Annotated in this window: 20 protein-coding genes and 1 pseudogene; 12 read left to right on the top strand and 9 right to left on the bottom strand. The window is 67.2% G+C overall.

Features of this window, described 5'->3' with window-relative positions; translation table 11 throughout:
- Window positions 1–19 precede the first annotated feature (19 nt).
- The 6 genes from AB7U46_RS01425 to AB7U46_RS01400 form a co-directional block, all read right to left on the bottom strand.
- Entirely contained in the window at window positions 20–1,255 is a 1,236-nt protein-coding gene (locus AB7U46_RS01425) for a glycosyltransferase (protein WP_428335143.1), read from the bottom strand.
- Window positions 1,252–2,844, bottom strand: a complete 1,593-nt coding sequence (locus AB7U46_RS01420) for an ABC transporter ATP-binding protein (protein WP_428335142.1) — start codon at window positions 2,842–2,844, stop codon at window positions 1,252–1,254. Before AB7U46_RS01420 ends, AB7U46_RS01425 begins: the two co-directional genes overlap by 4 nt.
- Window positions 2,841–3,947, bottom strand: a complete 1,107-nt coding sequence (locus tag AB7U46_RS01415; protein WP_428335141.1) for an ABC transporter permease — start codon at window positions 3,945–3,947, stop codon at window positions 2,841–2,843. The genes AB7U46_RS01420 and AB7U46_RS01415 overlap by 4 nt, the downstream gene beginning before the upstream one ends.
- A complete protein-coding gene (locus AB7U46_RS01410) occupies window positions 3,947–5,101 on the bottom strand; it encodes a microcin C ABC transporter permease YejB (RefSeq protein ID WP_428335140.1) in 1,155 nt (384 codons plus the stop codon). Before AB7U46_RS01410 ends, AB7U46_RS01415 begins: the two co-directional genes overlap by 1 nt.
- Window positions 5,102–5,126: 25 nt before the next feature.
- Complete coding sequence (locus AB7U46_RS01405) at window positions 5,127–7,016, bottom strand: extracellular solute-binding protein (protein WP_428335139.1); 1,890 nt, start codon at window positions 7,014–7,016, stop codon at window positions 5,127–5,129.
- Window positions 7,017–7,158: 142 nt separating this feature from the next.
- Entirely contained in the window at window positions 7,159–7,698 is a 540-nt protein-coding gene (locus tag AB7U46_RS01400; protein ID WP_428335138.1) for a c-type cytochrome, read from the bottom strand.
- 181 nt (window positions 7,699–7,879) lie between these two features.
- Between AB7U46_RS01400 and AB7U46_RS01395 the strand changes: the two genes are divergently transcribed.
- The 3 genes from AB7U46_RS01395 (at window position 7,880) to AB7U46_RS01385 (ending at window position 11,205) form a co-directional block, all read left to right on the top strand.
- Window positions 7,880–8,728 (top strand): prephenate dehydratase, encoded by an 849-nt coding sequence (locus tag AB7U46_RS01395; RefSeq protein WP_428335137.1) that lies wholly within the window; start codon window positions 7,880–7,882, stop codon window positions 8,726–8,728.
- 152 nt (window positions 8,729–8,880) lie between these two features.
- On the top strand, window positions 8,881–10,086 hold the full coding sequence (locus tag AB7U46_RS01390) for an aminopeptidase P family protein (protein ID WP_428335136.1): 1,206 nt from the start codon (window positions 8,881–8,883) through the stop codon (window positions 10,084–10,086).
- A gap of 261 nt (window positions 10,087–10,347) precedes the next feature.
- Window positions 10,348–11,205 (top strand): L,D-transpeptidase, encoded by an 858-nt coding sequence (locus AB7U46_RS01385; RefSeq protein WP_428335135.1) that lies wholly within the window; start codon window positions 10,348–10,350, stop codon window positions 11,203–11,205.
- A gap of 24 nt (window positions 11,206–11,229) precedes the next feature.
- Here the strand turns inward: AB7U46_RS01385 and AB7U46_RS01380 are convergent, their stop codons facing one another.
- On the bottom strand, window positions 11,230–11,568 hold the full coding sequence (locus tag AB7U46_RS01380; RefSeq protein WP_428335264.1) for a cupin domain-containing protein: 339 nt from the start codon (window positions 11,566–11,568) through the stop codon (window positions 11,230–11,232).
- Between the two features lie 99 nt (window positions 11,569–11,667).
- Window positions 11,668–13,137: pseudogene (locus AB7U46_RS01375) on the bottom strand (ABC transporter substrate-binding protein); the annotation flags it as partial.
- Window positions 13,138–13,338: 201 nt separating this feature from the next.
- Between AB7U46_RS01375 and panB the strand changes: the two are divergent.
- Both panB and panC read left to right on the top strand, forming a co-directional pair.
- Window positions 13,339–14,163, top strand: a complete 825-nt coding sequence (gene panB / locus AB7U46_RS01370; RefSeq protein ID WP_428335134.1) for a 3-methyl-2-oxobutanoate hydroxymethyltransferase — start codon at window positions 13,339–13,341, stop codon at window positions 14,161–14,163.
- Window positions 14,160–14,999: a pantoate--beta-alanine ligase gene (gene panC / locus AB7U46_RS01365; RefSeq protein WP_428335133.1), complete on the top strand. Its 840-nt coding sequence runs from the start codon at window positions 14,160–14,162 to the stop codon at window positions 14,997–14,999. Before panB ends, panC begins: the two co-directional genes overlap by 4 nt.
- 128 nt (window positions 15,000–15,127) lie before the next feature.
- Here panC and AB7U46_RS01360 read toward each other — a convergent pair whose 3' ends face one another.
- Entirely contained in the window at window positions 15,128–16,408 is a 1,281-nt protein-coding gene (locus AB7U46_RS01360; protein ID WP_428335132.1) for an acetylornithine deacetylase/succinyl-diaminopimelate desuccinylase family protein, read from the bottom strand.
- Window positions 16,409–16,555: 147 nt separating this feature from the next.
- Between AB7U46_RS01360 and AB7U46_RS01355 the strand changes: the two genes are divergently transcribed.
- Genes AB7U46_RS01355 through AB7U46_RS01325 form a run of 7 tightly spaced genes read left to right on the top strand, consistent with a single transcriptional unit; the run spans window position 16,556 to window position 23,685 of the window.
- Complete coding sequence (locus AB7U46_RS01355; protein WP_428335131.1) at window positions 16,556–17,632, top strand: hypothetical protein; 1,077 nt, start codon at window positions 16,556–16,558, stop codon at window positions 17,630–17,632.
- Window positions 17,633–17,682: 50 nt separating this feature from the next.
- Complete coding sequence (locus AB7U46_RS01350; RefSeq protein WP_428335130.1) at window positions 17,683–18,402, top strand: hypothetical protein; 720 nt, start codon at window positions 17,683–17,685, stop codon at window positions 18,400–18,402.
- Window positions 18,395–19,522 carry a hypothetical protein gene (locus AB7U46_RS01345; protein ID WP_428335129.1) on the top strand — a complete coding sequence of 376 codons (1,128 nt, stop codon included), beginning with the start codon at window positions 18,395–18,397 and terminating at the stop codon, window positions 19,520–19,522. Before AB7U46_RS01350 ends, AB7U46_RS01345 begins: the two co-directional genes overlap by 8 nt.
- Window positions 19,519–21,087, top strand: coding sequence for a hypothetical protein (locus AB7U46_RS01340; RefSeq protein ID WP_428335128.1), 1,569 nt, complete (start codon window positions 19,519–19,521; stop codon window positions 21,085–21,087). The genes AB7U46_RS01345 and AB7U46_RS01340 overlap by 4 nt, the downstream gene beginning before the upstream one ends.
- The gene (locus tag AB7U46_RS01335; RefSeq protein ID WP_428335127.1) at window positions 21,084–23,021 is read left to right on the top strand and encodes an ATP-binding protein; all 1,938 of its coding nucleotides are present in this window, start codon (window positions 21,084–21,086) and stop codon (window positions 23,019–23,021) included. Before AB7U46_RS01340 ends, AB7U46_RS01335 begins: the two co-directional genes overlap by 4 nt.
- Window positions 23,018–23,377 (top strand): hypothetical protein, encoded by a 360-nt coding sequence (locus AB7U46_RS01330; protein WP_428335126.1) that lies wholly within the window; start codon window positions 23,018–23,020, stop codon window positions 23,375–23,377. The genes AB7U46_RS01335 and AB7U46_RS01330 overlap by 4 nt, the downstream gene beginning before the upstream one ends.
- Window positions 23,374–23,685: a hypothetical protein gene (locus AB7U46_RS01325; RefSeq protein ID WP_428335125.1), complete on the top strand. Its 312-nt coding sequence runs from the start codon at window positions 23,374–23,376 to the stop codon at window positions 23,683–23,685. The genes AB7U46_RS01330 and AB7U46_RS01325 overlap by 4 nt, the downstream gene beginning before the upstream one ends.

Raw genomic sequence — 23,685 nt, 5'->3', positions numbered from 1 at the left:
CACCGCCGCGGCGCAGCGGTCAAGGGGCGGCGGCGCGCGGCCCGGCGCTTTCGACGAATTCGATCAGCCGCGGCAGGCAATGGGTGGCGAGATCGTAATTCTCGACGATCGTGCGCCGCGCCGCCTCGCGCAGAGGCAGATATTTTTCCGGGTTCGCCAGCGCGTCGGTCAGCGCCGCCGACCAGCCCGGCACGTCGAAGAAATCGACGAGCCGTCCGTTCACCCCGTCGGTCACCACCTCGCGCAGCGGCGCGGTGTCGGAGCCGATCAGCGCCACCCCGGCCGCCATCGCCTCCATCGAGGACCAGCTGAGCACGAAAGGATAGGTCAGATAGGCATGCGCCCGCCCGACCTGCAGGACCGAGAGGAAATCGGGATAGGGCACGCGGCCGAGGAAATGCACGCGGGAGAGGTCAAGCCGCCCGGCGACCTCGTCGAGCATCTTCTGCTTCCAGCTTGTCGCATCCTTCGGCGCAGCGCCATAGCTCTGCCCCTCGTCGCCGATGATCAGCACATGGGCCTCGGGGCGCGCGGCGAGCACCGCGGGCAGGGCGCGCATGAAGCTGTGAAAGCCGCGATAGGGTTCGAGCGAGCGGTTGACGAAGGTCAGCACCTCGTCGCCCGGGCGGAAGGTCAGCGTGGTGCCGGGCACGGTGTAGCTGGCCTGCGGGTTCGGGGCGACGCGGCGGGTCTCGATGCCGTCATGGCAGACGGTGATCTTCGCGCGCAGCTCGGGCGGGAAGGTCGAGGCCTGGAACCGGGTCGGGCTCAGCGCGGCATCGGCCTGCACCATCGCCTGGATCAGATGCGCCGCGCGCGCGGTGGTCGAGATCCGGCTTTCGAGCGAAGGGCGGGCGAATTCCGGGTCGAAATCGGTGTCGAGCCCGGTGGTGCGATACATCAGCTCGGCATAGATCAAGAGCTTCGCCTCTGGCCAGACCTCCTTGAGATAGAGCGTCTCGCCCCAGCCCGAATGGCCGAAGATCACGTCGGGCGTATAGCCGTGCTGATCGCGCATCTGCCGCGCCGCCAGCGCCGCCTTCAGCCCGCGTTCGGAGACATCGGCATACATCTTCGTCAGCCGCGGCTCGATCTTCACCTCGGCGGGCTTGCGGTATTTCACCACCTGCACCGGCGTGGGGCGGTTGTTCGTCTCGGCGGTCAGCGCCAGCACCTCGTGGCCGCGGCCGGCGAGCGCGGGGGCGAGATGGGGGAACTGGCCGGGGAAATTCTGGTGAACGAAGAGGACTTTCAAACGCTTGCTCCCAGGGCGGCACTCATCAGCGCGCGGGTGTAATCGGTTTTCGGGGCGGAAAAGATCTCGCGCGCGGGGCCGGCCTCGACGACATCGCCGCGCTTCATCACCATCACCTTGTGGGCGAGCGCGCGCACCACGCGCAGGTCGTGGCTGATGAAGAGATAGGCGAGGCCGTGGCGGCGCTGCAACTCGCGCAGGAGCTCGACGATCTGCACCTGCACCGTCATGTCGAGCGCCGAGGTCGGCTCGTCGAGCACGACGACGCGGGGGCGCAGGATCATCGCGCGCGCGATCGCGATGCGCTGGCGCTGCCCGCCGGAGAATTCGTGCGGATAGCGCGACATCGCGGCGGGGTCGAGGCCGACCTCGGCCATGATCTCGGTCACCATCTCGCGCCGGTTGCGGCCGGGATCGACACCGTGGACGGTGAGCCCCTCGGCGATGATCTGCTCGATCGTCATCCGCGGGCTGAGCGAGCCGAACGGGTCCTGGAACACGATCTGCATGTCGCGGCGCAGCGGGCGCAACTGCTTTGCCTGCCAGCGGGAAATGTCCTGCCCGGCATAGACGATCGGCCCCTCCGAGGCGATCAGCCGCATCACCGCGAGCGCCAGCGTCGTCTTGCCCGAGCCGCTTTCGCCGACGATCCCGAGCGTTTCGCCCGCGCGCAGGCTGAGCGAGGCGTCGTTCACCGCCTTGACGTGCCCCACCACCTTGCGCATGAAACCGCGCTGGATCGGGAACCAGACCTTCAGATGCTCGGTGGTGAGCAGCGTCTCCGCCCCCTCGGGCACCGGATCGGCGTGGCCCTTCGGCTCCGCGGCGAGGAGTTTTTTCGTGTAGGGATGCTGCGGATTGGCGAAGATCTCCTCCGCCGGGCCCTGTTCGACGATCTCGCCGTTCTGCATCACGCAGACCCGGTCGGCGATGCGCCGCACCACGCCGAGGTCGTGGCTGATGAACAGGAGACTCATGCCGAGATCGCGTTTGAGTTCCGCCAGCAATTCGAGGATCTGCGCCTGGATGGTGACGTCGAGCGCGGTGGTGGGTTCGTCCGCGATCAGCAGTTCGGGGCCGTTGGCCAGCGCCATCGCGATCATCACGCGCTGCCGCTGCCCGCCCGAAAGCTGATGCGGATAGTCCTGCAGCCGCGTCTCCGGATCGTTGATGCCGACGCGGGTGAGCAGCTCGAGGATCCGTGCGCGCGCGGCTGCCCCCTGCAACCCCTGATGCAGCGCGAGGCTCTCGCCGATCTGCCGCTCGATCGTCTGCAGCGGGTTGAGCGAGGTCATCGGCTCCTGGAAGATAAAGGAGATGTCGTTGCCGCGCACCTCGCGCAGCCGCGCCTCGTCGGCGCCGATCATCTCCCGCCCGTCGTATTTGACCGAGCCTTCGAGGAGCGCATTGCCGCCGAGCAGCGCCACCGTCGAAAGCGCGGTGACCGACTTGCCCGAGCCGCTCTCGCCCACCAGCGCGACGGTCTCGCCCTTGCCCACGGCAAAGCTGACCCCCTTCACCGCGGGAACGACCTTGCCGTCCTGCTTGAAGGAGATGCGGAGGTTTTCGACCGACAGGACCGGGCTCATCGGAACACCTTTCTCGGGTCGAAGGCGTCGCGGATGCCCTCGAAGATGAAGACGAGGAGCGAGAGCATCGTGGCGAAGGTGAAGAAGGCGGTGAAGGCGAGCCAGGGCGCGTTGAGGTGCTGTTTCGCCTGCAAGGCCAGTTCCCCCAGCGAGGGCGCGGAGGAGGGCAGGCCGTAGCCGAGGTAATCGAGCGTGGCGAGGCCCGAGATCGCGCCGGTGATGACGAAGGGCAGCATCGTCAGCGTCGCGACCATCGCGTTGGGCAGGATGTGGCGGAACATGATGACGCGGTCCGACACGCCAAGCGCCCGGGCCGCGCGCACATATTCGAAGTTGCGCGCGCGCAGGAACTCGGCGCGAACGACGCCGGTGAGCGCGGGCCAGCCGAAGAGGATGGTGACGCCGACGAGCAGCCAGAACGAACGCCCGAGGATCGCGAAGAGGATGATGATGACGTAAAGCGAGGGGGTGGAGGACCAGATCTCCAGCATGCGCTGGAAGATCAGATCCACGCGCCCGCCGAAATAGCCCTGCACGGCACCGGCGGCGACGCCGATCACCGAGGAGACGAGCGTCACGATCAGCGCGAACATCACCGAGATCCGGAAGCCGTAGATCACCCGCGCCGCGACGTCGCGCGCGGTGTCGTCGGTGCCGAGCCAGTGCTTGCCATCGGGCGCGGAGGGCGCCGCGCCGACATTGTTGATGGTGCGGTAATGGTAGGGGATCGGCGGCCAGAGCATCCAGCCGCGCTCGATCTTTTCCCCCGCAACCATGCCGGTCTTTTCCGCCTCGGCCATCGTGTCCTCGGGCGTGTCCCAGCATTCCTCGCGCCCGCCGGTGACGATCAGGCATTGCACGGAAGGGTCGCGATAGAGCGCCTCGGTGCGGAAATCGCCACCGAAGGCGGTCTCGGGGTAAAAGCGGTAGACCGGGAAGAAATATTCGCCCCGGTACTTCGCCACGATCGGCTTGTCGTTCGCGATCACCTCGGCAAAGAGCGAGAGGATGAAGAGCGTGCCGAACAGGATCAGCGACCAGAAGGCCCGCCGGTTGGCGCGGAAATTGCGCCAGCGGCGCTGGTTGAGCGGCGAAAGCGCCATCAGCCCGCCCTCTTCTCGAAGTCGATCCGCGGATCGACGAGCACATAGGTGAAATCGCTGAGAATGCCGATCACCAGCGAGATCAGGCCAAAGGCATAAAGCGTGCCGAAGACGACCGGGTAATCGCGGCTCACCGCTGCCTCGAAGCCGAGCCGGCCGAGACCGTCGAGCGAATACATCGTCTCGATGATGAGCGAGCCGGAGAAGAACACGCTGAGAAACAGCCCCGGGAAGCCCGCGATCACGATCAGCATCGCGTTGCGGAAGACATGGCCGTAAAGCACGCGGCCCTCGGTCAGGCCCTTGGCGCGGGCGGTCATGACATATTGCTTGTTGATCTCGTCGAGGAAGGAGTTCTTCGTCAAAAGCGTGAGCGTTGCGAAGGAGGAGATCGTGATCGCGATCACTGGCAGCGTGATGTGCCAGAGGTAATCGAGCGCCTTGCCGATCAGCGACATCTGATCCCAGCCGTCCGAGGTGAGGCCGCGCAGCGGAAACACCTTCCAGTAGCTGCCGCCGGCGAAAAGCACCATCAAGAGCACCGCAAAGACCAGCGTCGGGATCGCATAGGCGACGATCACGGTGGCCGAGGTCCAGGTGTCGAAACTGGTGCCGTCCTTCACCGCCTTGCGGATGCCGAGCGGGATCGAGATCAGATAGGCGAGCAGCGTCGACCAGAGGCCAAGCGAGATCGAGACCGGCATCTTTTCCAGCACCAGCTCGACCACGGTCTTGTTGTGGAAGAAGCTCTTGCCGAAGTCGAAGCGCAGATAATCGCCCATCATCTTCACGAAACGCTCGGTCGCGCCGATCTTTTCCTTGTGGCAGGCGGGATCCTTCAGATCGGGCGTGCCGGCAAAGCCCGGCGCGCAGACCACCCGCGAAAAGCCCATCTGCACCTCGAGCTGGGCGAGCAGCTCGGGCGAGATGCCGCGCGCGCCCTGATAGCCGTTGTCCTCGGCGCCCTGGGCCTGGGTGCCGGCATCGGCGCCGCCGGAGATGTTGCGCGTCGCGTCGGCCTCGCCCTGGACCTTGGCGATGATCTGCTCGATCGGCCCGCCGGGGACGAATTGCGTCAGCGCGAAATTGATCAGCATGATCCCGAACAGCGTCGGGATGATGAGTAGCAACCGCCTCAGAAGATAGGCGCCCATGCCTTCTGCCCCCTCGAGACCCGGATCAGAACGCGCCCGCGGCCTTCAGTTTTTCGCCTTTTTCGGCGTTATACCACCAGAAATCCAGCTCGCCCAGATCATGGGGCGGCAGCGTCTCCGGGTGCTCGTACATGTCGTAATAGGCGACGGTATAGGCCGCCTTGTACCACTGCGGCACCCAGAAATAGAGCGATCGCAGCGCCCGGTCGAGCGCATGGACGCGGGGATTGAGCTCTTCATGTGTCGTCGCCGCCTCGACCAGCGCGATCAGCTTGTCGATCGCCGGATTGGCGATGCCCGCGGCGTTGAACACGTCGCCCACCGAGCCCGATCCGAAATATTGCTGCAAGCCGGCGCCCGGGATCTCCTCCTGCCCGAAATGGGTGGTGATGAGATCGAAGTCATGGCTCGCCCGGCGGTTCTCGTATTGCGCGTCATCGACCCGCGCCATCGCGGCATCGACGCCAAGGGCACGCAGGTTCTCGACATAGGGGTTGATGACGCGATCGAAGCTCTGGTCGTCATTGAGGAATTCGACTTTCAGCGTCTCGCCCTTCGCGTTGCGGCGCATGCCGTCGTCGCCGGTGACCCAGCCCGCCGCGTCGAGCAGCGCCGCCGCCTTGCGCATGTTGCCGCGGTCGAGCTGGCGGGGGCCGGAAACCGGCGCCATCGCCGCAGGATCGGTCAGCACCCCTTCGGGCAGATCGGCGGCAAGCGGCTTGAGCAGCGCGAGCTCCTCGCCCTCGGGCACGCCGGAAGCGGCGAGGGGAGAGTTCTCCCAGATCGAGTTGATGCGCGAATAGAGCCCGTAGAACAGCGTCTCGTTCGCCCATTCGAAGTTGAACATCAGCCCCAGCGCCTCGCGCACGCGGATGTCCTGGAACTTCTCGCGGCGCAGGTTAATCGCGAAGCCCTGGCCCGAGGCGATATTGCCGTTCGGTAGTTCGGCCTTGATCACCTGCCCGTTCTTGAAGGCGGGGAAGGTGTAGCCCGTCGCCCAGGAAATCGAGGAGGCCTCGTTGCGGAACGTATAAGTGCCGCCTTTGAACCCCTCGAAGGCGGCCTGGTAATCGCCGTAATATTCGACGCGGATCTTGTCGAAGTTCCAGCGGCCCCGGTTGATCGGCAGATCGCGGCCCCAGTAGTCGGGGTTGCGCTTCCAGACCACGGTGCGGCCGTCCTTCGCGCTGTCGAACATATAGGGGCCGGAGCCGATCAGCACCTCGTTCGAGCTTTTCTCGAGGTCGAGGTGGTCGCGTTCGAACTGCGCCTTCGAGAGCACCGGCAGCCCGCCCGCGGTCTGGATGATGTCGCGGCGCGGATAGTCGGGCTTGAAGGTGAATTTCACGCGGCGGTCGTCGAGCTTCTCGACCGAGGCGATCTGCTGCGCGACGACGGCGCGGAAGCTCGAGAGCCCCTTGTCGCGGAACTGCTCGTAGGAGAAGAGCACGTCGTCGGTGGTCATCGGCGTGCCGTCGGAGAAGGTGATCCCCGGGCGCAGGGTGAAGATCACCCAATCCTTCGAGGGCGGATATTCGAGGCTCTCGCAAAGCAGGCAATAGGCCTCGCCCACGGTGTCGGCGGTGCCGGTGAGCATCGCCTCATGCGGGCCGTTCGAGAGTGCCGCGGCGCGGCCCTCGATCGTGTAGGGGTTGAAATTGTCGAACCCCCCCGGCGCCCATTCCGAGATCTCGCCGCCCTTCGGCGCATCCGGGTTGACGTAGTCGAGATGCTGGAAATCGGGCGCGTATTTCAGCGAGCCGAGCGTCGCGATCGCACTTGCCGTGATCGTGTCCTCGGCGCGGGCGGCCTGCGCGAGCCCGGTGAGCAGCGCGGCGCCGAGGAGCAGCGCCCCGCCCATCCGCATCGTCGCGTTTCGCGCATCCCGCGCCCTCACCGCTGCCGTCACCCGCATCCGCTTCCCCTCTTGGTTTTGGCCACTAAAGCGGCGCGGGGCGGCGGGGGCAAGTTGCAATAGCGTGAGAGCGCCGCGAGCCATGCAAAAGGCCGCCCCGGGGGCGGCCTTTCGGTCGGTTTCGCGATCTGCGGGGCCGCGTTTACTGCAGCGTCTCGAGATAGGCGATGACATTCGCGCGGTCGGCCGGTTTCTTCAGGCCGGCGAAGGACATCTTGTTGCCCGGAACCACCCCCTTGGGATCTTCGAGATAGGCGAAGAGGTTCTCCGGGGTCCAGTCGCCGCCATGGCTCTTCATCGCGTCCGAATAGCTGAAATCGGGCACGGTGCCGGTCGGGCGGTTGACCACGCCGTTCAGATGCGGGCCGACCGCATTGGTGCCGTCGGTCTTGTGGCAGGCCTTGCACTTGCCGAAGACCTTCTCGCCGGCGGCGGCGTCGCCCTCGGCGAGGATCGCGGCCACGTCGACCGGCGCGGCTTCGGCCGCCGGGGCGGCGTCCGCGGCGGGGGCGTCACCACCCGGGGCGGCCGTCATCATCGCGACCTGCGTCTCGCCTTCGGCCGGAGCGGCGGGCGAATGCAGCGCGAAGAGCCCGTTCGAGGCCCAGTTGGCGATGAGGAAGACGAGGAAGGCGACCAGCACGCCTCCCACGGCCTTGGTGAAGGTGGTCGAATTGAGCATGGCTCTCCCCGAGGTTGGCTGTCCAGTTTTGCCGCATCTATCCGGTTTGGGGGCTTCGTTTCAAGGATGTTTCGGGGTGGGAGGGGTGAAATCCCCGCGAAACACGGGGATTTCGCGCATCCCGCCGCTTCCCCTGCGGCGCGGCGCGGTATAGGGAACGCCGAAACAGGAGGAAGACGGCATGACCACGCATCAGACCGGTGTGATCGCCTTTCAGGGGGAGTTGGGCGCCTATTCGCACGAGGCCTGCCGTCAGGCGCGGCCCGGGATGAAGGTGATGCCCTGCGCCACCTTCGAGGAGGTGATCGAGGCGGTGCGCCGCGGCGACGCCGATCTCGCGATGTTGCCGGTCGAAAACTCGACCTATGGCCGCGTGGCCGACATCCACCGCCTGCTGCCCGAGTCGGGGCTGCATATCCATGACGAGCTTTTCGTGCGGGTGCGGATCGCGCTGATGAGCATGCCCGGGCGCAAGCTCGAGGAGATCAAGCTGGTGCGCGCGCATCTGGTGCTCTTGCCGCAATCGGCGCGCTTCCTGCGCGAGCATCAGATCGTCGGCCATGCCGCCGCCGACAGCGCCGGCGCCGCCGCCGATCTCGCCCGCACGCAGACGCCGGGCGAGGGCGTGCTCGCCTCCGATCTCGCCGCCGAGATCTACGGTCTCGAGGTGCTCGCCCATGACATCGAGGATCACGCCCACAACACCACCCGTTTCCTCGTGATGGGGCGCGAGCCGGATCTGAAACGCCGCGGCCATGGCCGGATGATGACGACCTTCGTGTTCCAGGTGCGCAACATCCCCGCCGCGCTTTATAAGGCGATGGGCGGTTTCGCGACCAATGGCGTGAACATGACGAAGCTGGAAAGCTACATGGTCGACGGCAATTTCACCGCGACCCAGTTCTACGCCGATATCGAGGGGCATCCGGACGACACCAATGTCCGCCTCGCGCTCGACGAGCTGCGCTATTTCACCACCCATATGAACCTGCTCGGCGTCTATCCGGCGGACCCCGGCCGCAATCACTGAGGGGATTGCGCGGGGCGCCGCGCTTTGGCACGATGCCTGCGAGCCGTGGCGATGGCGTCGCCACAGGGCAGTCGCCCGATGCTTGCAGCTGCGCTGCGATCGTCCTGAACGCCGGGATCTTTCGGGATCCTGGCGATCCCACGGAGACGATGATGCAAAGACCCGAATTCTACAGCTGCGAGAACGGCGAAAAGGTGGTGCTGCCTTTCGCGCCCGAGGAATACGAGGCGCGCCTTGGCGGGCTGCGCGATCTGATGGCGCTGCACGGGCTCGACGCCTGCCTGCTCACCTCGATGCACAATATCGCCTATTACTCGGGCTTTCTTTATTGCAGCTTCGGCCGGCCCTATGGGCTGGTCGTCACCGCCGACCGCTCGGTGCTGATCTCGGCCGGGATCGACGCGGGCCAGCCCTGGCGGCGCTGCCACGGCGAAAGCCTGACCTATACCGACTGGGCGCGCGACAATTACTGGCGCGCCGTCGCCCATGTGATCGGCACCGGCCGCGCGGTAGGGGTCGAGGCCGATCATCTGACCATGGTCAATGCCGAGAAGTTCAACCATTTCCTGCGCCCGGGCCGCGGGCTCGATATCGCGCCGGGCACGATGGCGCAGCGGATGGTGAAATCGCCCGCCGAGATCGAGCTGATCCGCCATGGCGCGGCGGTGGCCGATATCGGCGGCTTTGCGATCCATGGCACGATCAAGGAAGGTCTGCGCGAGATCGACGTGGCGATGGCCGGGCGCGACGCGATGGAGGCGGAGATCGCCGCGCGCTTCCCCGATGCGGAATATCGCGACACCTGGGTGTGGTTCCAGTCCGGGCTGAACACCGATGGCGCGCATAACCCCGTCACCGCGCGCAAGCTGAAACGCGGCGATATCCTCTCGCTCAACTGCTTTCCGATGATCTCGGGCTATTACACCGCGCTCGAACGCACGCTCTTCGTGGGTGAGGTCGATGCGGCGAGCCGGAAGATCTGGGAGGCGAATGTCGCCGCGCATGAATATGGCATGAGCCTGCTGAAACCCGGCGCCCGGTGCGATGAGATCACCGCCCAGATCAACGCCTTCTTTGCCGAGCGGGATCTCTTGCAGTACCGCACCTTCGGTTATGGCCACAGCTTCGGCGTGCTTTCGCATTACTACGGCCGCGAGGCGGGGCTCGAGCTGCGCGAGGACATCGACACCGTGCTCGAGGAGGGGATGGTGATCTCGATGGAGCCGATGCTGACGCTGCCGCTCGGCCTGCCCGGCGCCGGCGGCTATCGCGAGCACGACATTCTGGTGATCGGCGCCGAGGGGGCAGAGGACATCACGAAATATCCCTACGGTCCGGCCTTCAACGTGGTCGGCTGACCGATGCGGGGACCGGAGGCGGGCCATCGCCCGCCTTCGGATCGCGCCGGATGTCGTGGCGCGGCGCCCCGGCCGGATCGGGGGGCGTGCCCAAGAGCTGCGCAACTTGTGGCCGCGAGGCGTGGTTTTCCTGCCCTATTCCCGCCGATGCGGAACCGCAGACGGGTCTCGGGGGTTGACCTTGGGGCGCCGGGCGGGAACGTAAGTCAATCGGAACCGGGCCGCGCCCGGGGATTCGCTCTTTCAAGATCAGGTGCTGCCGTGGGTCGTCGTTCAGTTTCGCGTAGTCGTGTCATCGTTTCGGGGCTTCTGGCCGCGGCCTTGCTTGCGGGCTGTGCCGCCGAGCCGATGCAACCGGCTTCGGTTTCCTCCTCTTCGGCGGTGCCGCCGGAATATCAGGACCGGCCCGACGGCGACATCGTGGTGCCGGCGGTGAACCCGAAATACCTCAATGAGCGCAACCGGCGCCGCTGGGTCGATTACACCGGGCCGGAAGAGCCGGGCACGATCGTCGTCGACCCCTATGCGCGGCTGCTTTATCACGTCGTGGAACCGGGGCGCGCGATGCGCTTCGGCGTCGCCGTGGGCAAGGCGGGCAAGGGCTTTTCCGGCAATGCCGTCGTCGGGCGCAAGGAAGAATACCCGCACTGGACGCCGACGAAGAACATGATCCGCAACGATCCGGCGCTTTACGGCCCGCTCGCCGGCGGGCTCAAGGGCGGGCTCGACAACCCGCTCGGTGCGCGCGCGCTTTACCTCTACCGGGGCGGCAAGGACACTTATTACCGCATCCACGGCACGATGGATCCGTCCTCGATCGGGCGGGCGACCTCGGCCGGCTGCATCCGCCTGTTCAATCAGGACATCATGGACATGTTCGACGAGGCCGCGCTCGGCACCAAGGTGAAGGTGCGTTCGCGCGCCGAGAGCCTGATGATGGAGGGGCCGGTGGTCGAGCTGCACACCGGCTACGTCGTGCCCGCCGATGCGACCGATGTGATCGCCCAGGACGAGGCCGCCTATCAGGCCGGGCTCGAACAGGACTACACCCAGTTCGAACAGGAACAGCACGCCGCCGCCGTCGCCTCGGCGGAGGAACGCGGCGCCTCGGGCAACTGAGGCCCCGCGCCGCGGCCGGAGGCCTCAGCGGCAGAGGATGACGTAATCCTTGCGGGTGGTCTCGATCACCCGCCAGATGCCGGTGAAGCCCGGGCGCAGCACGAAAGCGTCGCCCGGCCCCACCTCGAGCCGCGATCCGTCGTCGCCCTCGATCACCGAGCGGCCGGCGAGGATGCGGCAATATTCCCATTCGTCATAGCTGACGCGCCAGGCGCCCGGGGTGCTTTCCCAGATGCCGCAGTAAAGGCCGCGGTCGTCCTCGAGGTTCCAGGTGCTGTGCACCGGATCGCCCGCGACGAGCTTCGCGGCCTCGGGGCGGGTGATTTCGGGCGTGCCTTGCGGGGTGAGGGCTTCGATCAGCATCGGTGTTCCTGGGATTTGGGGCGAGGGGGCGCTGCCCCCGCCGAGGCGGGGCCTCGGCCCCCCGAGGTATTTTGGGCAAGATGAAAGGGCGGGGGGTCGGTCGGTCCAGTGCACCTCGGTGAGGTCGTTCGCCTGGGTCGGCGCATTCTCCCAGAGCCCCGCGATCTTCGCATTGGCGACGCCGGTCTTGGCGAGCTGGAAGAGATAGCCGTTGACGTAATCCTTCGCGATCATCTCCTCGGCGGCGCGGGTCAGCCGGCTGCGGTCGGCGGGCGCCGTGGCGCGGTCGAGCTCGCTCATCAGCGTCACGAATTCGGGCTTGCCATAGCCGAAGTAATAATCGGGCCGCGCGTAGATGTTGAGATCGTTCGGCTCGGTATGGCTGACGATCGTGAGGTCGAAGTCATGGCCCTTGAACACCTGTTCGAGCCACTGCGCCCATTCGAGATTGGTGATCTTCGTCCTGATCCCCACCGCGGCAAGCTGCGCCGCCACGATCTCGCCGCCGCGCCGCGCATAGGAGGGCGGCGGCAGCGCGAGGCGCAGGGTCAGATCGCTCACCCCGGCCTCGGCCAGAAGCTGTTTCGAGAGCGCGGGGTCATAGGCGGAAAGCCCGGTGAGATCGACGTAATCGGGGCTGTGCGGCGGGAAATGGGTGCCGATCGGCGTGCCATAACCGAACATCGCGCCGTCGATGATCTCCTGGCGGTCGATCGCATGGGCGATCGCCTGACGCACCTTGATGTCGTTGAGCGGCGGGTTGCGGTTGTTCATCGCGAGGATCGTCTCGCCCTCGGTGGTGCCGACGATCACGCGAAAGCGCGGATCGGCCTCGAACTGCGCCAGCGTCTCGGGGGCGGGGAAGTTCGGGAAGGCGTCGACATCGCCCGACATCATCGCGGCGAAGGCGGCGGTCGGGTCGGAGATGAAGCGGAAGGTCGCCTTCGCCAGCGCCGGTTTCAGCCCGCGATAGCCCGGGAAGGCGGTGAGCGTGATGTGATCGCCCTGCACCCAGTCGGCGAACTGGAAGGGGCCGGTGCCGACCGGATGGGTGGCCTCGGTCGCGGCGCTTTCGGGCGCGACGATCACCGCGTCACCCCAGGCCATCTTCACCGGAAAGGCGCCGTCGGGGGCGGCAAGCGTCACCTGCACCGTCAGCGGGTCAAGCACGGTGACATCGGTGATCCCGGCGAAAAGCGCCTTCTGCGCATTGGCGCTGTCCTCGGCGCGCGCGCGGTCGAGGCTGAATTTCACGTCGCCCGCGTCGAAGCTGGTGCCGTCGTGGAAACTCACCCCGGGCTGCAGGTGAAAGGTATAGACCTTGCCATCTTCGGAAACATCCCAGCTTTGCGCGAGGTCGGGGCGGATCGTGCCGTCGGAGGCAAAGCGCGTCAGCCCTTCGAAGACATTGGCATAGACCACCTCGTCGATCGCGGCGGCGGCGCCGGCGGTCGGATCGAGGTTCGGCGGTTCGAGCACCATGCCGATGGTGATGCTGTCGGGCGCGGCCAGGGCGGCACCGGTCGAAAACGCAAGCGCGGCGGCCGCGGCGAGAAGGCGGGATTTCATGAGGCCTCCCTGAGGGTTGGAGGGGTTTTGCGCATGATCTGCGGCTTGCGCGCCGCAATCAAGCCCTTCTGCGCGGCGGTCACGGCGGGGCGAGGGGGATGACGCGGCGTGCTTTCCCCCTCGCCGCCGCGCTGCGGCAGTCTTTCTTTGCAATGCGGGCGCGGGGCGAGTAGGAAGCGCGCCAAGCGAGAGGAGGACGCGATGAGTGCAACCGGGTCCGGGCGGCAGCTGATGCCGGCCGATATCGCGGCGATGAAGGGCAAGGCCCCGATCGTCTGTCTCACGGCCTATACCACGCCGGTGGCGAAGATTGCCGATGCCGCCTGCGACGTCGTGCTCGTCGGCGACAGCGTGGGGATGGTGCTGCATGGGCTGCCCTCGACGCTGGGCGTGACGATGGAGATGATGATCCTGCACGGCCAGGCGGTGGCACGCGGGCTTGGCCATGCGCTGATGGTCGTCGACATGCCCTTCGGCAGCTATGAGGAGGGGCCGGCGCAGGCCTTTCGCAACGCGTGCCGGCTGATGGCGGAGACCGGCGCCGGGGCGGTGAAGCTCGAAGGCGGGCGGCACATGGCGGAAACGATCGCCTTTCTCACCGCGCGCGGCGTGCCGGTGATGGCCCATGTCGGGCTGACGCCGCAATCGGTCAACACGCTTGGCGGCTACAAGGTGCAGGGCAAGGGCGCGGATGCGGCGCGGCTGCGCTCCGATGCGCTGGCCGTCGCGGCGGCGGGGGCCTTTGCGGTGGTGCTCGAGAAGGTGCCGGCCAAGCTCGCACGAGAGATCACCGCGGCGATCGGCATTCCGACGATCGGCATCGGCGCCGGCGTCGATTGCGACGGCCAGGTGCTGGTGATCGACGACATGCTCGGCCTGTTCTCCGATTTCCGGCCGAAATTCGTGAAACGCTATGCCGAGCTTGGCGCCACGGCGGCCGAGGCGGTGGCAAATTACGCCGCGGAGGTGCGCGCGCGCGCCTTCCCCGGGGTGGAACATTCCTTCGTCGACGAGGGCGGCAAATGACTCAGGTGATCCGGAGCTCGGCCGAGCTGCGCGAGAAGGTCGCGGGCTGGAAACGCTCGGGCATGCTGGTCGGCGTGGTGCCGACGATGGGGGCGCTGCACGACGGGCACATGAGCCTCGTGCGGGCGGCGCGCGAACAGTCGGACCGGGTGATCGTGACGATCTTCGTCAACCCGATGCAGTTCAACAATGTCGACGATCTGAAGAAATATCCCCGCGACGAGGGCCATGACATCGGCATGCTCGAGGCGGAGGGGGTCGACGTGCTCTTCGCGCCGGGCGTCGACGAGGTCTATCCCGAGGGCTTCGCCACGGTGGTCTCGGTCGCGGGCGTCTCCGAGCCGATGGAGGGCGCCTTCCGCCCGGGCCATTTCGACGGCGTGGCGACGGTGGTCGCGAAGCTCTTCGGCATGACGCAGGCGGGGCGCGCCTTCTTCGGCGAGAAGGACTGGCAGCAGCTGCAGGTGGTGAAACGCCTCGTCACCGATCTCAACATCCCGGTGCGGATCATCGGCTGCCCGACGATCCGCGAGGCGGACGGGCTGGCGATGTCCTCGCGCAATGTGCGGCTGAGCGCGGAGGAACGCGCGGTGGCGCCGCGGCTGCATGCGGTGATGCAGGCGGCGGCCGAGGCGCTGCGGCAGGGGGCATCGGTTCAGGAAACGCTGCAGACCGCGCAGGCGGAGATCCTCGAGGCGGGTTTCGCCGATGTCGAATATCTCGAACTGCGCACGGTCGAGGGGCTGCGCCCGGCCTGCGATCTGAGCGCGCCGGCGCGAATGCTCGTCGCCGCGACGCTGGGCGATGTGCGCCTGATCGACAATATCGCGGTGTGATCGCCGGCCGGGGGCGCCGCCCCCGGACCCCCGAGGTATTTCGGGCAAGATGAAGGGACGGGCTTTCATCTTGCCGAAAATACCTCGGGGGGAGTCCGCAGGACGGGGGGCAGCGCCCCCCTCCGCGCTCAGTCCAGCAGCAATTCGGCCAGCACGAGGGCCATGACCTTCGCGCTGTCGACCATGTCCCCGATCCCGACCCATTCATCGGGCTGATGCGCCTGTTCGAGCTGCCCCGGCCCGTAGGCGATGCAGTTCTTCAGCCGTCCGATGCGGTCGATGTGTTTCTGGTCATAGGTGCCGGGCGAGACGACATAGCCCGCGACGCGGCCCAGAACCGCCTCGATCGCCATGGCGGTCGAGCGCACGACGGGCGCGTCGCGGTCGGTCATCGTGGGCTGCACCTCGAAGAGGTCGCGGATCTCGCAGGAAAATCCCGGGCGGTTCTCGGTGAGGCGCGCGATCAGGTCGGTGATTTCCGATTTTACCTGCGCGATGTCCTCCTCGATCAGAAACCGCCGGTCGATCACGATGCGGCAGCGATCGGCGACGCAGGGGGCGGGAAGGGCGGTCGAACCCGGTTCGGGCTCCGCCTCACCGCCGTGGATCGAATTGATGTTCAGCGTCGATTGCCGCGCGCCCGCGGGGATCACCGGCATTGCCGTGTGTTTCGTGGCGAGGAGCGGGTAGAGCACCTCCTCGATTTCCGCGAGCAGCGCGCCCATGTGGCGGATCGCGCTATCGCCCAGAAACGGCATCGAGCCATGGGCGATGCGGCCCTTCGTCTCGATCTCGGCCCACCAGACGCCGCGATGGCCGAGGCAGATCTGGTCCTTGTGCAGCGGTTCGGGGATGAGGACATGCTGCACGCGGTCGGGCGCGAAATAGCCGCGTTCGGCCAGCCAGGCGACGCCGCCATAGCCGCCCGATTCCTCGTCCGCCGTGGCCGAGATCTCGATCGCGCCGGCGAACTCGGGGAAGATGGCGAGGAAGGCCTCGGCGGCGATCACCGCGCTCGCGAGGCCGCCCTTCATGTCGCTCGCCCCGCGGCCATAGAGCCGGTCGCCCTCCACCGCGCCGCCGAAGGGATCGCGGGTCCAGCCGTGGCCGACCTCGACCACGTCGTGATGGCCGTTGAAATGCACGCAGTCGCCGGGCCGCACCCCTTCGCGTCGCGCGACGAGGTTCCAGCGCGGATAGGCCGCGCAATCGCCCGGCGCGCCCTCGGCGCGCAGCAGTTCCACCGCGAAGCCCTGCCGCGCCAGCCGTTCGGCCAGCAGATCGCAGATCTCGCGATAGTTGCGCCCGGGCGGGTTCAGCGTCGGGATCCGCACCAGATCCTGCGCCAGCGCCACGAGATCGTCGCGGCGGCGCTCCACTTCGGCGCTGAGGCGGGCGGGATGGTCCATGCCCTGAGGCTAGCGCCGCCGCACCCGGCCGTAAACGGGAAACGGCTGGCACTGCCGTGCCGATTTCGCTAGCTTTTCGATGGACGGGTCTTCACAACTCCGTGTCGGCGACCCATTTGGTAAATACGATTAACATTGGAGGGTGCGATGGCCGATTTCGGCACGCAGATCGAGAAGAGCCAGCGCGACTTCGCGCAGGCCCAGGCGCAGATTTCGCAGATCACCGAGCGGATCGCCGTCGCGCGGGCCAAGATCGGCGCCGCGGGGGAGATCGGCCTCGACATCGAGAACGCGACGCTCGCCGATGTGCAATCCCATACCGATGCGATGAACGCCAATATCGCCGAGCTGATCATGGGGCTTGACGATGTCACCGCCGGTTTCTCGAAGGATTTCGAGGAGTTGCGCTCGAAGACCGGGTGGGAGAGCTTTGTCGGCGTCTTTGCCAAGGGCAAGTCGGAGTCGATGCGCGCCGAGCGGCTGCGCTCCGCCTCGATCGACGAGAAGCTGCAGGATCTGATCGCGAAATCGGACACGATCGTGAAGCTGCTCGATGGCCAGCTTTCGGTGCTGAACGCGCAGAAGGCGAAGGTGGAATCCAATCTTGGCGATACGCTCACCGAGCGGGAGGAGACGGTCGCCGGGCTCGAGGGGCTGCGCGCCGAGATCCTCGCGATGGATCCGAAGATCATCGAGCTCGAGAACCGGATCTCGATGGAGCAGGACGCGGCCGCGCGCACCCGGCTGGAGACGGAACTCGCGGATCTGAACATGCGCTACAACGCGCTCGTGCAGGACGAACAGGTCGCGATCGCGAAAAGCCAGACGCTCGAGCGCTATATCGAGCAGGGCAAGACCTGGGTCGACAGCCTGACCAACCAGGCCGCGACGCAGATGGTGCTGATCAACAAGCTGATGACCGACACGAAGCAGCGCGTGGTTCTGTACGATGCGCTGACGAAATCGCTCAAGACCGCGCAGCAGCAGGACATCGCGCATCGGATCAACGAGATCGGGGTGAAGACCGATCAGGAGGCGCAGGTCGCGATGGCGGGGATCGGGGCGGCGACGAATGCGCGGATGGCCGAGATGCTGGAGGCGCATGGCGACCAGATGGTCTTCGCGCGCAAGGTGCTCGAGGACAAGGCGAAGGCGGACGAACGCTTTGCCCGCCGCTTTGCCGCGATCGTCGAGAAGCACGACAAGAACCTCTACGGCAGCTGAGGCGGCGACGCCGGTCGCGGCACCGAAGAGGCCCGGGGAGGGCGGCAAGGATGAACTGGCTCAGACGACGTTTCGCGCGCTGGCACCCGCCGGAGGTGCCCGCGGGCCTGCGGATGGTGATCGTGCATATCGGCAAGACCGGGGGCACCGCGCTCGCCTCCGTTTTCGCGCAGGATCACGCGGTGCGGGGGCACGAACGCGCCCGCGTGCTTGGCCATTCCGAGACGCTGACGCGCGCGGCGCAAAGCTTCCCCGGGGTCGAGATCGGATTTTGCCTGCGCGACCCGGTCGAGCGTTTCGTCTCCGGTTTCTACAGCCGTCAGCGCAAGGGCCGTCCGCGCTACAACAGCGACTGGACGCCGGTCGAGGCCGAGGTCTTCACCCGCTTCCCGACGCCCGACGCGCTGGGCCGGGCGCTGGCCGCGGGCGATCCGCTGGCGGCGCGGGCGATGGAAGGGGTGGTGCATCTCAAACGCGGGCTCGCGCATTACCTCGAGGGGGTCGCGGCGCTGGAGCGGCATGGCGCGCGGATCGGCTTCATCGGCATGCAGGAGAGCCTTGCGCGTGATGTCGAATGGCTGCGCCGGCGGCTCGATCTTGCGCCGGAGGCGGTGCTGCGGCTTGACGATGTCGGCGCGCATCGCAACCCCGCCGCGGTCGACAAGACGCTTTCGCCCGAGGCGCGTGCGGCGCTAAAGGCGCATTACGCGGGTGATTACGCGGTGCGCGACTGGTGCCGGGCGAAGCGACGGGAGCTTGGCCTTGACTGAGCTGGGCGAGGCGCTCACCCGCGACCATCGGGTGCTGAGCGACGAGATCGAGACCCGGCGCTATTTCGCGAAATTCGCGCGGATCACCGGGCTGATGGGCTCGGTCGCGCGCGAGATGGGGCAGGGTGGCGCGCTGGCCCCTTCCGACAGCGAGATCCTGGTGCGCTATGCCGAGGCGCTGGCCGCCACCTTCCGGGCGCTGTCGCTGAAATACCTGATCGCGGGGCGGATCGGCGGCCCGGCGCAGCGGCATCTGACGATCGACCTGCACGAGAGCGGTTTCCCGATCTATCAGGAACTCGCCACGATGGCGAATGACGCGGCGCAGGCGCCGGCGCGGCTGGCCACGATGGCCCCGGCCGAGGAGCTGAAGGACCGGATGGTGCGCCAGATCGTCGGCGCGCGGGAGGTGCCGGTCGACCTGCAATATGCGCTCAGCCAGCGGCTTTACTGCGAGGCGCTGGCGGTGGGCGGGCTGTTCTTTCCGGCGATGCCGCCCGAGCTGCGCGGGCTGGGCGAGATCGGCGGCACGCGGCGCAGCTACCGGCTGCACTGGGCGGTCTATGACAGCCAGCTGAACGTGCCCGTGGTGCATATCCTCGAGCTCGAGGACAGCGGGCGGCAGGCGCTTGCGCAGGATGAGGGGCGGCTTGCGCGGCTTCAGGCGCATCTGATGGCGCAGGCGGGCAGCGGGCTGAAGCTCGTCACCATCGCGCGCGGGATCGACACCGATTTCGCCGATCTGCACCCGAAGCGGCTGCGCCGGATCCATCTCGGCCCGATGTATTCGAGCGTCTACACGCTCCAGACGGGGCCGATCCGCGAGGTGCTGGAACAGGCGCGCAGCTCGGAGGGCGATGACTGGGCGCTCGCCTGGACGATCGAGGAGCTGGAGAGCGCGCGGGTGGAACTGGAAAAGGGCTGGTTCTCGACGACCGAGCGGCAGGTCTTCGCGCTCGACCCGCTGGCGGGGGCGGAGGATCTTGGCGCGACGCGGATGCGCCGGGCGATCATCCTGCCGCAGCTGCCCTATCAGGTGCTCGCCGAGCAGGATCCGCCGGGCTTCCGCGACGTGCGCAAGTTCGTCGTCGGCCGCGACGGCAGGATCATCGTGCAATGACGGCGGCGGTACAGGGGCGCGTGCGTGCCACGCCGGGGGCGGAGGCGGCGGCGGTTCTCGTCGCGCTCGCCTTTTTCGGCTTCGGGCTCTGGCAGAACCGGTTTTTCTTCCATGACGACGCCTATATCTCGCTGCGCTATGCGGTGAACCTGCTGCATCACGGCGCGCTCGACTGGAACCCGGGCGAGCCGGTCGAGGGCTATACCAACTTCCTGCACGTGCTGCTGGCCGCGGGGGCGATGGCGCTCGGCCTTGGCCCGGAGGCGGCGCTGCGGGCGATCAATGCGCTCTCGGGGCTTGCGCTGATCGCGCTGATGGTGCCCGCCGCGCGGCAGGTCGCGCCGGGGCCGGAGCGTGCGGTCGAACGCGCGCTGGCGATCGTCACCGTGGGGGCGACGCCCGGGATCGCGACCTGGGTGATGGGCGGGCTCGAGCCGGTGATGCTTGCGGCGCTGCTGCTCGCGGGCATCCTCGGCGCGCTGCGGATCGCGCGGGAAGGGATGCGCCCCGGGGCGCTCGCGCTCGCGGCGGGGGGATTTTCGGCGGCGGTGCTGACGCGGATGGATGCGGCGGTGGTGATCGCCGCGGTGGGGGCGGCGCTTTTGCCCGTGCGCGGGCCGGACGGGCGGTGGATGCTCGCGGCCGGGGCGCTGGTGGTCGCGATCCCCGCGGCGGTCTCGCTTGCGCATATGGCCTGGCGCTACCAGACCTATGGGATGCTGATGCCGCTCACCTTCGCGGCGAAGACCGGCCTGCCCTGGGCCGAGCGCGCGACGCTCTTGCCGGCCTATCTGCGCACGATGGTGGCGGCGGCGCCCGTCGTCTATCTCGGGGCGCTGGGCGCGGTGCTGGGGCTGGGGCGCGGGCTGCGCGATCCGGCCTTCCGGATCCCGGCCTTCGCCCTTGCCGCGCAGCTCGCCTATGTCGTCTGGAGCGGCGGCGACCATATGCCGGGGGGGCGCGTGCTCCTCGTGGCGGTGGCGCCGGCGGCGCTTGCGCTGCTTGCCGTGCTGGCGCCGCGCCCGCTCCTGATGCGCCGCGGGATGCTCCTTTTCGTCACGCTGGTGACGATGGGCGCCGCGCTCACCGCGCCGGAGCGGCGGATGGACACGGCGGCCTTCATGGGCACGGTGATCGGGCGCCACATCGCCGGGGCCTGGCCCGAGGGCAGCCTCGTCGCGCTGCACACCGCCGGCTCGACCCCGTTCTTCGCCAATGACCGGCTGCGTTTCATCGACATGCTCGGCCTCAACGACCGGGCTATCGCCGAGCGCCGCGACGTGCCGAAACGCGCGCTCCTGCAGATCCTGCCGGGGCATTTCAAGGGCGACGGCGCCTATGTGCTCGCGCGGCGGCCCGATTACATCATCGCCGGCGTGTCGGAGGGATCGCCGGTCGAGGCCGGGCTGTTCCTGAGCGACGTCGAGCTGGCCGAGCAGCCCGATTTTGCGCGCTGCTATGCGCTGCACCGCGAGGGTCTGCCGGTGCCCGCCGATCTGCTCCCCGCCGCGCCGATCGCCGATCGCGAGATCATTTTCCAGTATTATCAACGGATTTGCCCATGAGACCCGCCGAAAGCCAGATGGATCTGAAGGAAGAGGCGATCCGCGCGCATTACCCCGCGGCCGAGGCGATGCTCGCGGGTTTCGACCATGCGCCGCGGCTCGCGAAACCCTCGGCCCCGGCGCCGGTCGAGCACTCGCCCGGCATCTCCACCGGTGTGCGGCGGTTCCGCTCGACCACGCCGGGGCTGATCACGCGCGCGACGGCCCGCCCCGAAGGGGTGCGGCTGATCGAACGGATCGAGGCGGCCTCGGGCGATGCGCTGCCCTCGCCCGCGGTGGCGACGGTGCTGCAGGTGCTGCGCCGGTCGCTTGCGATCGCGCTGGCGGTGGGCGGCGCCTATGCCGAGGTCACCGGGCTTGCCGAGCTGAAGAAGGCGAACCTCGAGGGCCGTCTGCCCGAGCCAAAGCGCGCGGAGTTTTCCGAACTGCTGAGCGCCGAGGCCTTCGCGGTGCTTTCGGTCTTCGCCAATGCCACGGCCTTCCTGCTTGCGCCGCAGGCGGGGGAGGCGACGGTCGAGATCGGCGCGGTCGAGGAGGTGCTGAGCGACAATGCCGCGCTCGCGCTGCATGGCGCGCTTTGGGAGCTCGATCAGGACATCGCGACCCATGTCGATGGCGAGGATACGCGGCTCATCGCGACCGTGCTCGCCTTTGCCGAGGCGCTTTCGGCCAAGGCGCGGGCGCGGGGCGAGGCGGCGCCGCGGATCGGCCCCTTTACCGCGGCGGAATGGCGGGTGGAGGCGGACGATCTGCCGATCGCGGGCTTCGCGCCGGCGCGCAAGGCGCGGGGCACGCAGCTCGTGATGACCTTCAGGAAACCCGAGGAGGTCGTCGGCAACCATATCGCGAAATATCAGGCGATGCGGCTTGCGAAGATGCTGATGGCCTATGATTTCGAGCGGAAGATGAACCCTTTCGCCGAGATGGGCGGCTTCATCTTCACCTTCATGGGCGATGGCGCGCCGGGCACCGGCAAGACGACGCTGATCCAGATGATGGCCGGGTTGCTGAACGACTATTGCACGGCGGCGGGCTATCCGTTCCGCTACCAGAACTTCGGCATCGACAATATCGACAGCTATCAGGGCAAGTCGGGGCAGAACGCCAAGGCCTTCATTCAGTCGGTGATGGATCCGGCGGTGATCGGTTTCGGCACGGTGGACGACATCGACCAGATCGCGGGCAAGCGCGGCGACAAGCAGAGCTCGGCGGGCCAGCAGGAAGTGACCGCGGTGCTGATGGAGGCCTTCGCGGGCGCGAATACCGTGGTGCGGGGGAATTGCACCTTTGGCATGTTCTCGAACTACCCCGAGAATGTCGACGATGCGCTGCGCCAGCGCGCGGGGGCGCGGTTTCTGGTGGATGGCCCACAAAGCCGTGCCGATTACATCGACATCCTTGCGCTGCTTCTCGGCAAGAAGCACGACATCCCCTTGGGTCACCACGACCTTTTCGCCGCGCAGGCGATTCAGCGCGCGGTGGCCGAAAGTTTCGCCCGCCATGCGCGCCCTGCCGAGGCCGGTCTGATCGCGGTTTTCGAGGCGGTGCAGGCGCAGGTCGGCGCGCTCGACACGATCGAGAAGCTCGGCACCTATCTGAAGGCGATCCAGGAGGCCGATCCGCGCTTCACCGGGCGCGCGATCAAGAACATCACCGATGCGGTGAAGGTGCGGGCGATGGATTTCGAGCTGCCCGACGCCTGGATGGAAAAGCCGGAGCTGTTCCTCTTCCGCAGTTACGAGGAAAAGACCGCGATGATCGCCGAGCTGCGCCGCCCGATCACGGCGGAGATGGTGGTGCAGGAGATCAACCGCTATGCCGACAGCGAATTCCGCTATGCCGACAAGTCGGACGAGGCGGCGATCGAGGGCATGCTGCGCGACATGAAACGCGCGGAAGAGGCGAAGCGGCGTTATCTGGAGGGCAAGGCATGAGCTGTCTCAGCCTCGTCCTGCAGGCGCTGATCTACTCGGTGCCGATCTGCGGCGTGGCTTGGGCGACGGTGCGGATCGTGTCCCTACTTACCGCGCCGCCGAAATATGTGTTCTTGCAGATCCTCGCCCTACTGGTGTGGCTGATCGGATTGGCGCTGATGATCATTCCGAGCTTCTTCGGCGTCCTTTTCTGGGATTGGCCAGACGTTTGCGGCTTCGGCATCGACCAGGCCTCTGCACTTTACATACAATTCTGCTGGCTGCCTTTCCTTGCCTTTTTCCTGAGGCGAGAGAGCCGGGCGCGCGCCGCCAAAGCTGCCAGCGCTGCCCCTGACCTGGAGGAAGAAACCCCATGAACAATTTCCTGATCTATTTCGCGATCATCGCGCTCGCGGTCGGGTTTTTCCTGTCGCGCGCGGGCTGGGGCAAGATGCTGCTCCTCGTGCCGGTGGGGGCACTCGTTCCGGCCTTCTTCGGCACCGCCTCGGGCTGCGGCGCGGATTTCGCGCTGCACGCCCTCGAAGCCGGGCGCTGCCGGATCGGCGAGGCGGAACCCTTCCGCTTCTTCGCGGCCTATTTCGCCTTTGGCCTCGTCGCGGTGCTGGTGGCGAGCGTCCTGGTGAAGGGGCTGCGCGAGGTGATCGGAAAGGCGAAAGGGGCCTGA

The organism is Paenirhodobacter sp., assembly GCF_050177655.1.
Classification (GTDB): domain Bacteria; phylum Pseudomonadota; class Alphaproteobacteria; order Rhodobacterales; family Rhodobacteraceae; genus Rhodobacter.
The sequence above is the reverse complement of the archived record's forward strand: the minus strand, read 5'-3'. Positions and strand labels throughout refer to the sequence as shown.

Excerpts from the sequence above, each read along its gene's own strand:
- AB7U46_RS01420 (WP_428335142.1), bottom strand. The coding sequence starts at position 2,844 with ATGAGCCCGGTCCTGTCGGTCGAAAACCTCCGCATCTCCTTCAAGCAG.
- AB7U46_RS01415 (WP_428335141.1), bottom strand. The coding sequence starts at position 3,947 with ATGGCGCTTTCGCCGCTCAACCAGCGCCGCTGGCGCAATTTCCGCGCC.
- AB7U46_RS01410 (WP_428335140.1), bottom strand. The coding sequence starts at position 5,101 with ATGGGCGCCTATCTTCTGAGGCGGTTGCTACTCATCATCCCGACGCTG.
- AB7U46_RS01405 (WP_428335139.1), bottom strand. The coding sequence starts at position 7,016 with ATGCGGGTGACGGCAGCGGTGAGGGCGCGGGATGCGCGAAACGCGACG.
- AB7U46_RS01400 (WP_428335138.1), bottom strand. The coding sequence starts at position 7,698 with ATGCTCAATTCGACCACCTTCACCAAGGCCGTGGGAGGCGTGCTGGTC.
- AB7U46_RS01395 (WP_428335137.1), top strand. The coding sequence starts at position 7,880 with ATGACCACGCATCAGACCGGTGTGATCGCCTTTCAGGGGGAGTTGGGC.
- AB7U46_RS01390 (WP_428335136.1), top strand. The coding sequence starts at position 8,881 with ATGCAAAGACCCGAATTCTACAGCTGCGAGAACGGCGAAAAGGTGGTG.
- AB7U46_RS01380 (WP_428335264.1), bottom strand. The coding sequence starts at position 11,568 with ATGCTGATCGAAGCCCTCACCCCGCAAGGCACGCCCGAAATCACCCGC.
- panB (WP_428335134.1), top strand. The coding sequence starts at position 13,339 with ATGAGTGCAACCGGGTCCGGGCGGCAGCTGATGCCGGCCGATATCGCG.
- panC (WP_428335133.1), top strand. The coding sequence starts at position 14,160 with ATGACTCAGGTGATCCGGAGCTCGGCCGAGCTGCGCGAGAAGGTCGCG.
- AB7U46_RS01360 (WP_428335132.1), bottom strand. The coding sequence starts at position 16,408 with ATGGACCATCCCGCCCGCCTCAGCGCCGAAGTGGAGCGCCGCCGCGAC.
- AB7U46_RS01355 (WP_428335131.1), top strand. The coding sequence starts at position 16,556 with ATGGCCGATTTCGGCACGCAGATCGAGAAGAGCCAGCGCGACTTCGCG.
- AB7U46_RS01350 (WP_428335130.1), top strand. The coding sequence starts at position 17,683 with ATGAACTGGCTCAGACGACGTTTCGCGCGCTGGCACCCGCCGGAGGTG.
- AB7U46_RS01340 (WP_428335128.1), top strand. The coding sequence starts at position 19,519 with ATGACGGCGGCGGTACAGGGGCGCGTGCGTGCCACGCCGGGGGCGGAG.
- AB7U46_RS01335 (WP_428335127.1), top strand. The coding sequence starts at position 21,084 with ATGAGACCCGCCGAAAGCCAGATGGATCTGAAGGAAGAGGCGATCCGC.
- AB7U46_RS01330 (WP_428335126.1), top strand. The coding sequence starts at position 23,018 with ATGAGCTGTCTCAGCCTCGTCCTGCAGGCGCTGATCTACTCGGTGCCG.
- AB7U46_RS01325 (WP_428335125.1), top strand. The coding sequence starts at position 23,374 with ATGAACAATTTCCTGATCTATTTCGCGATCATCGCGCTCGCGGTCGGG.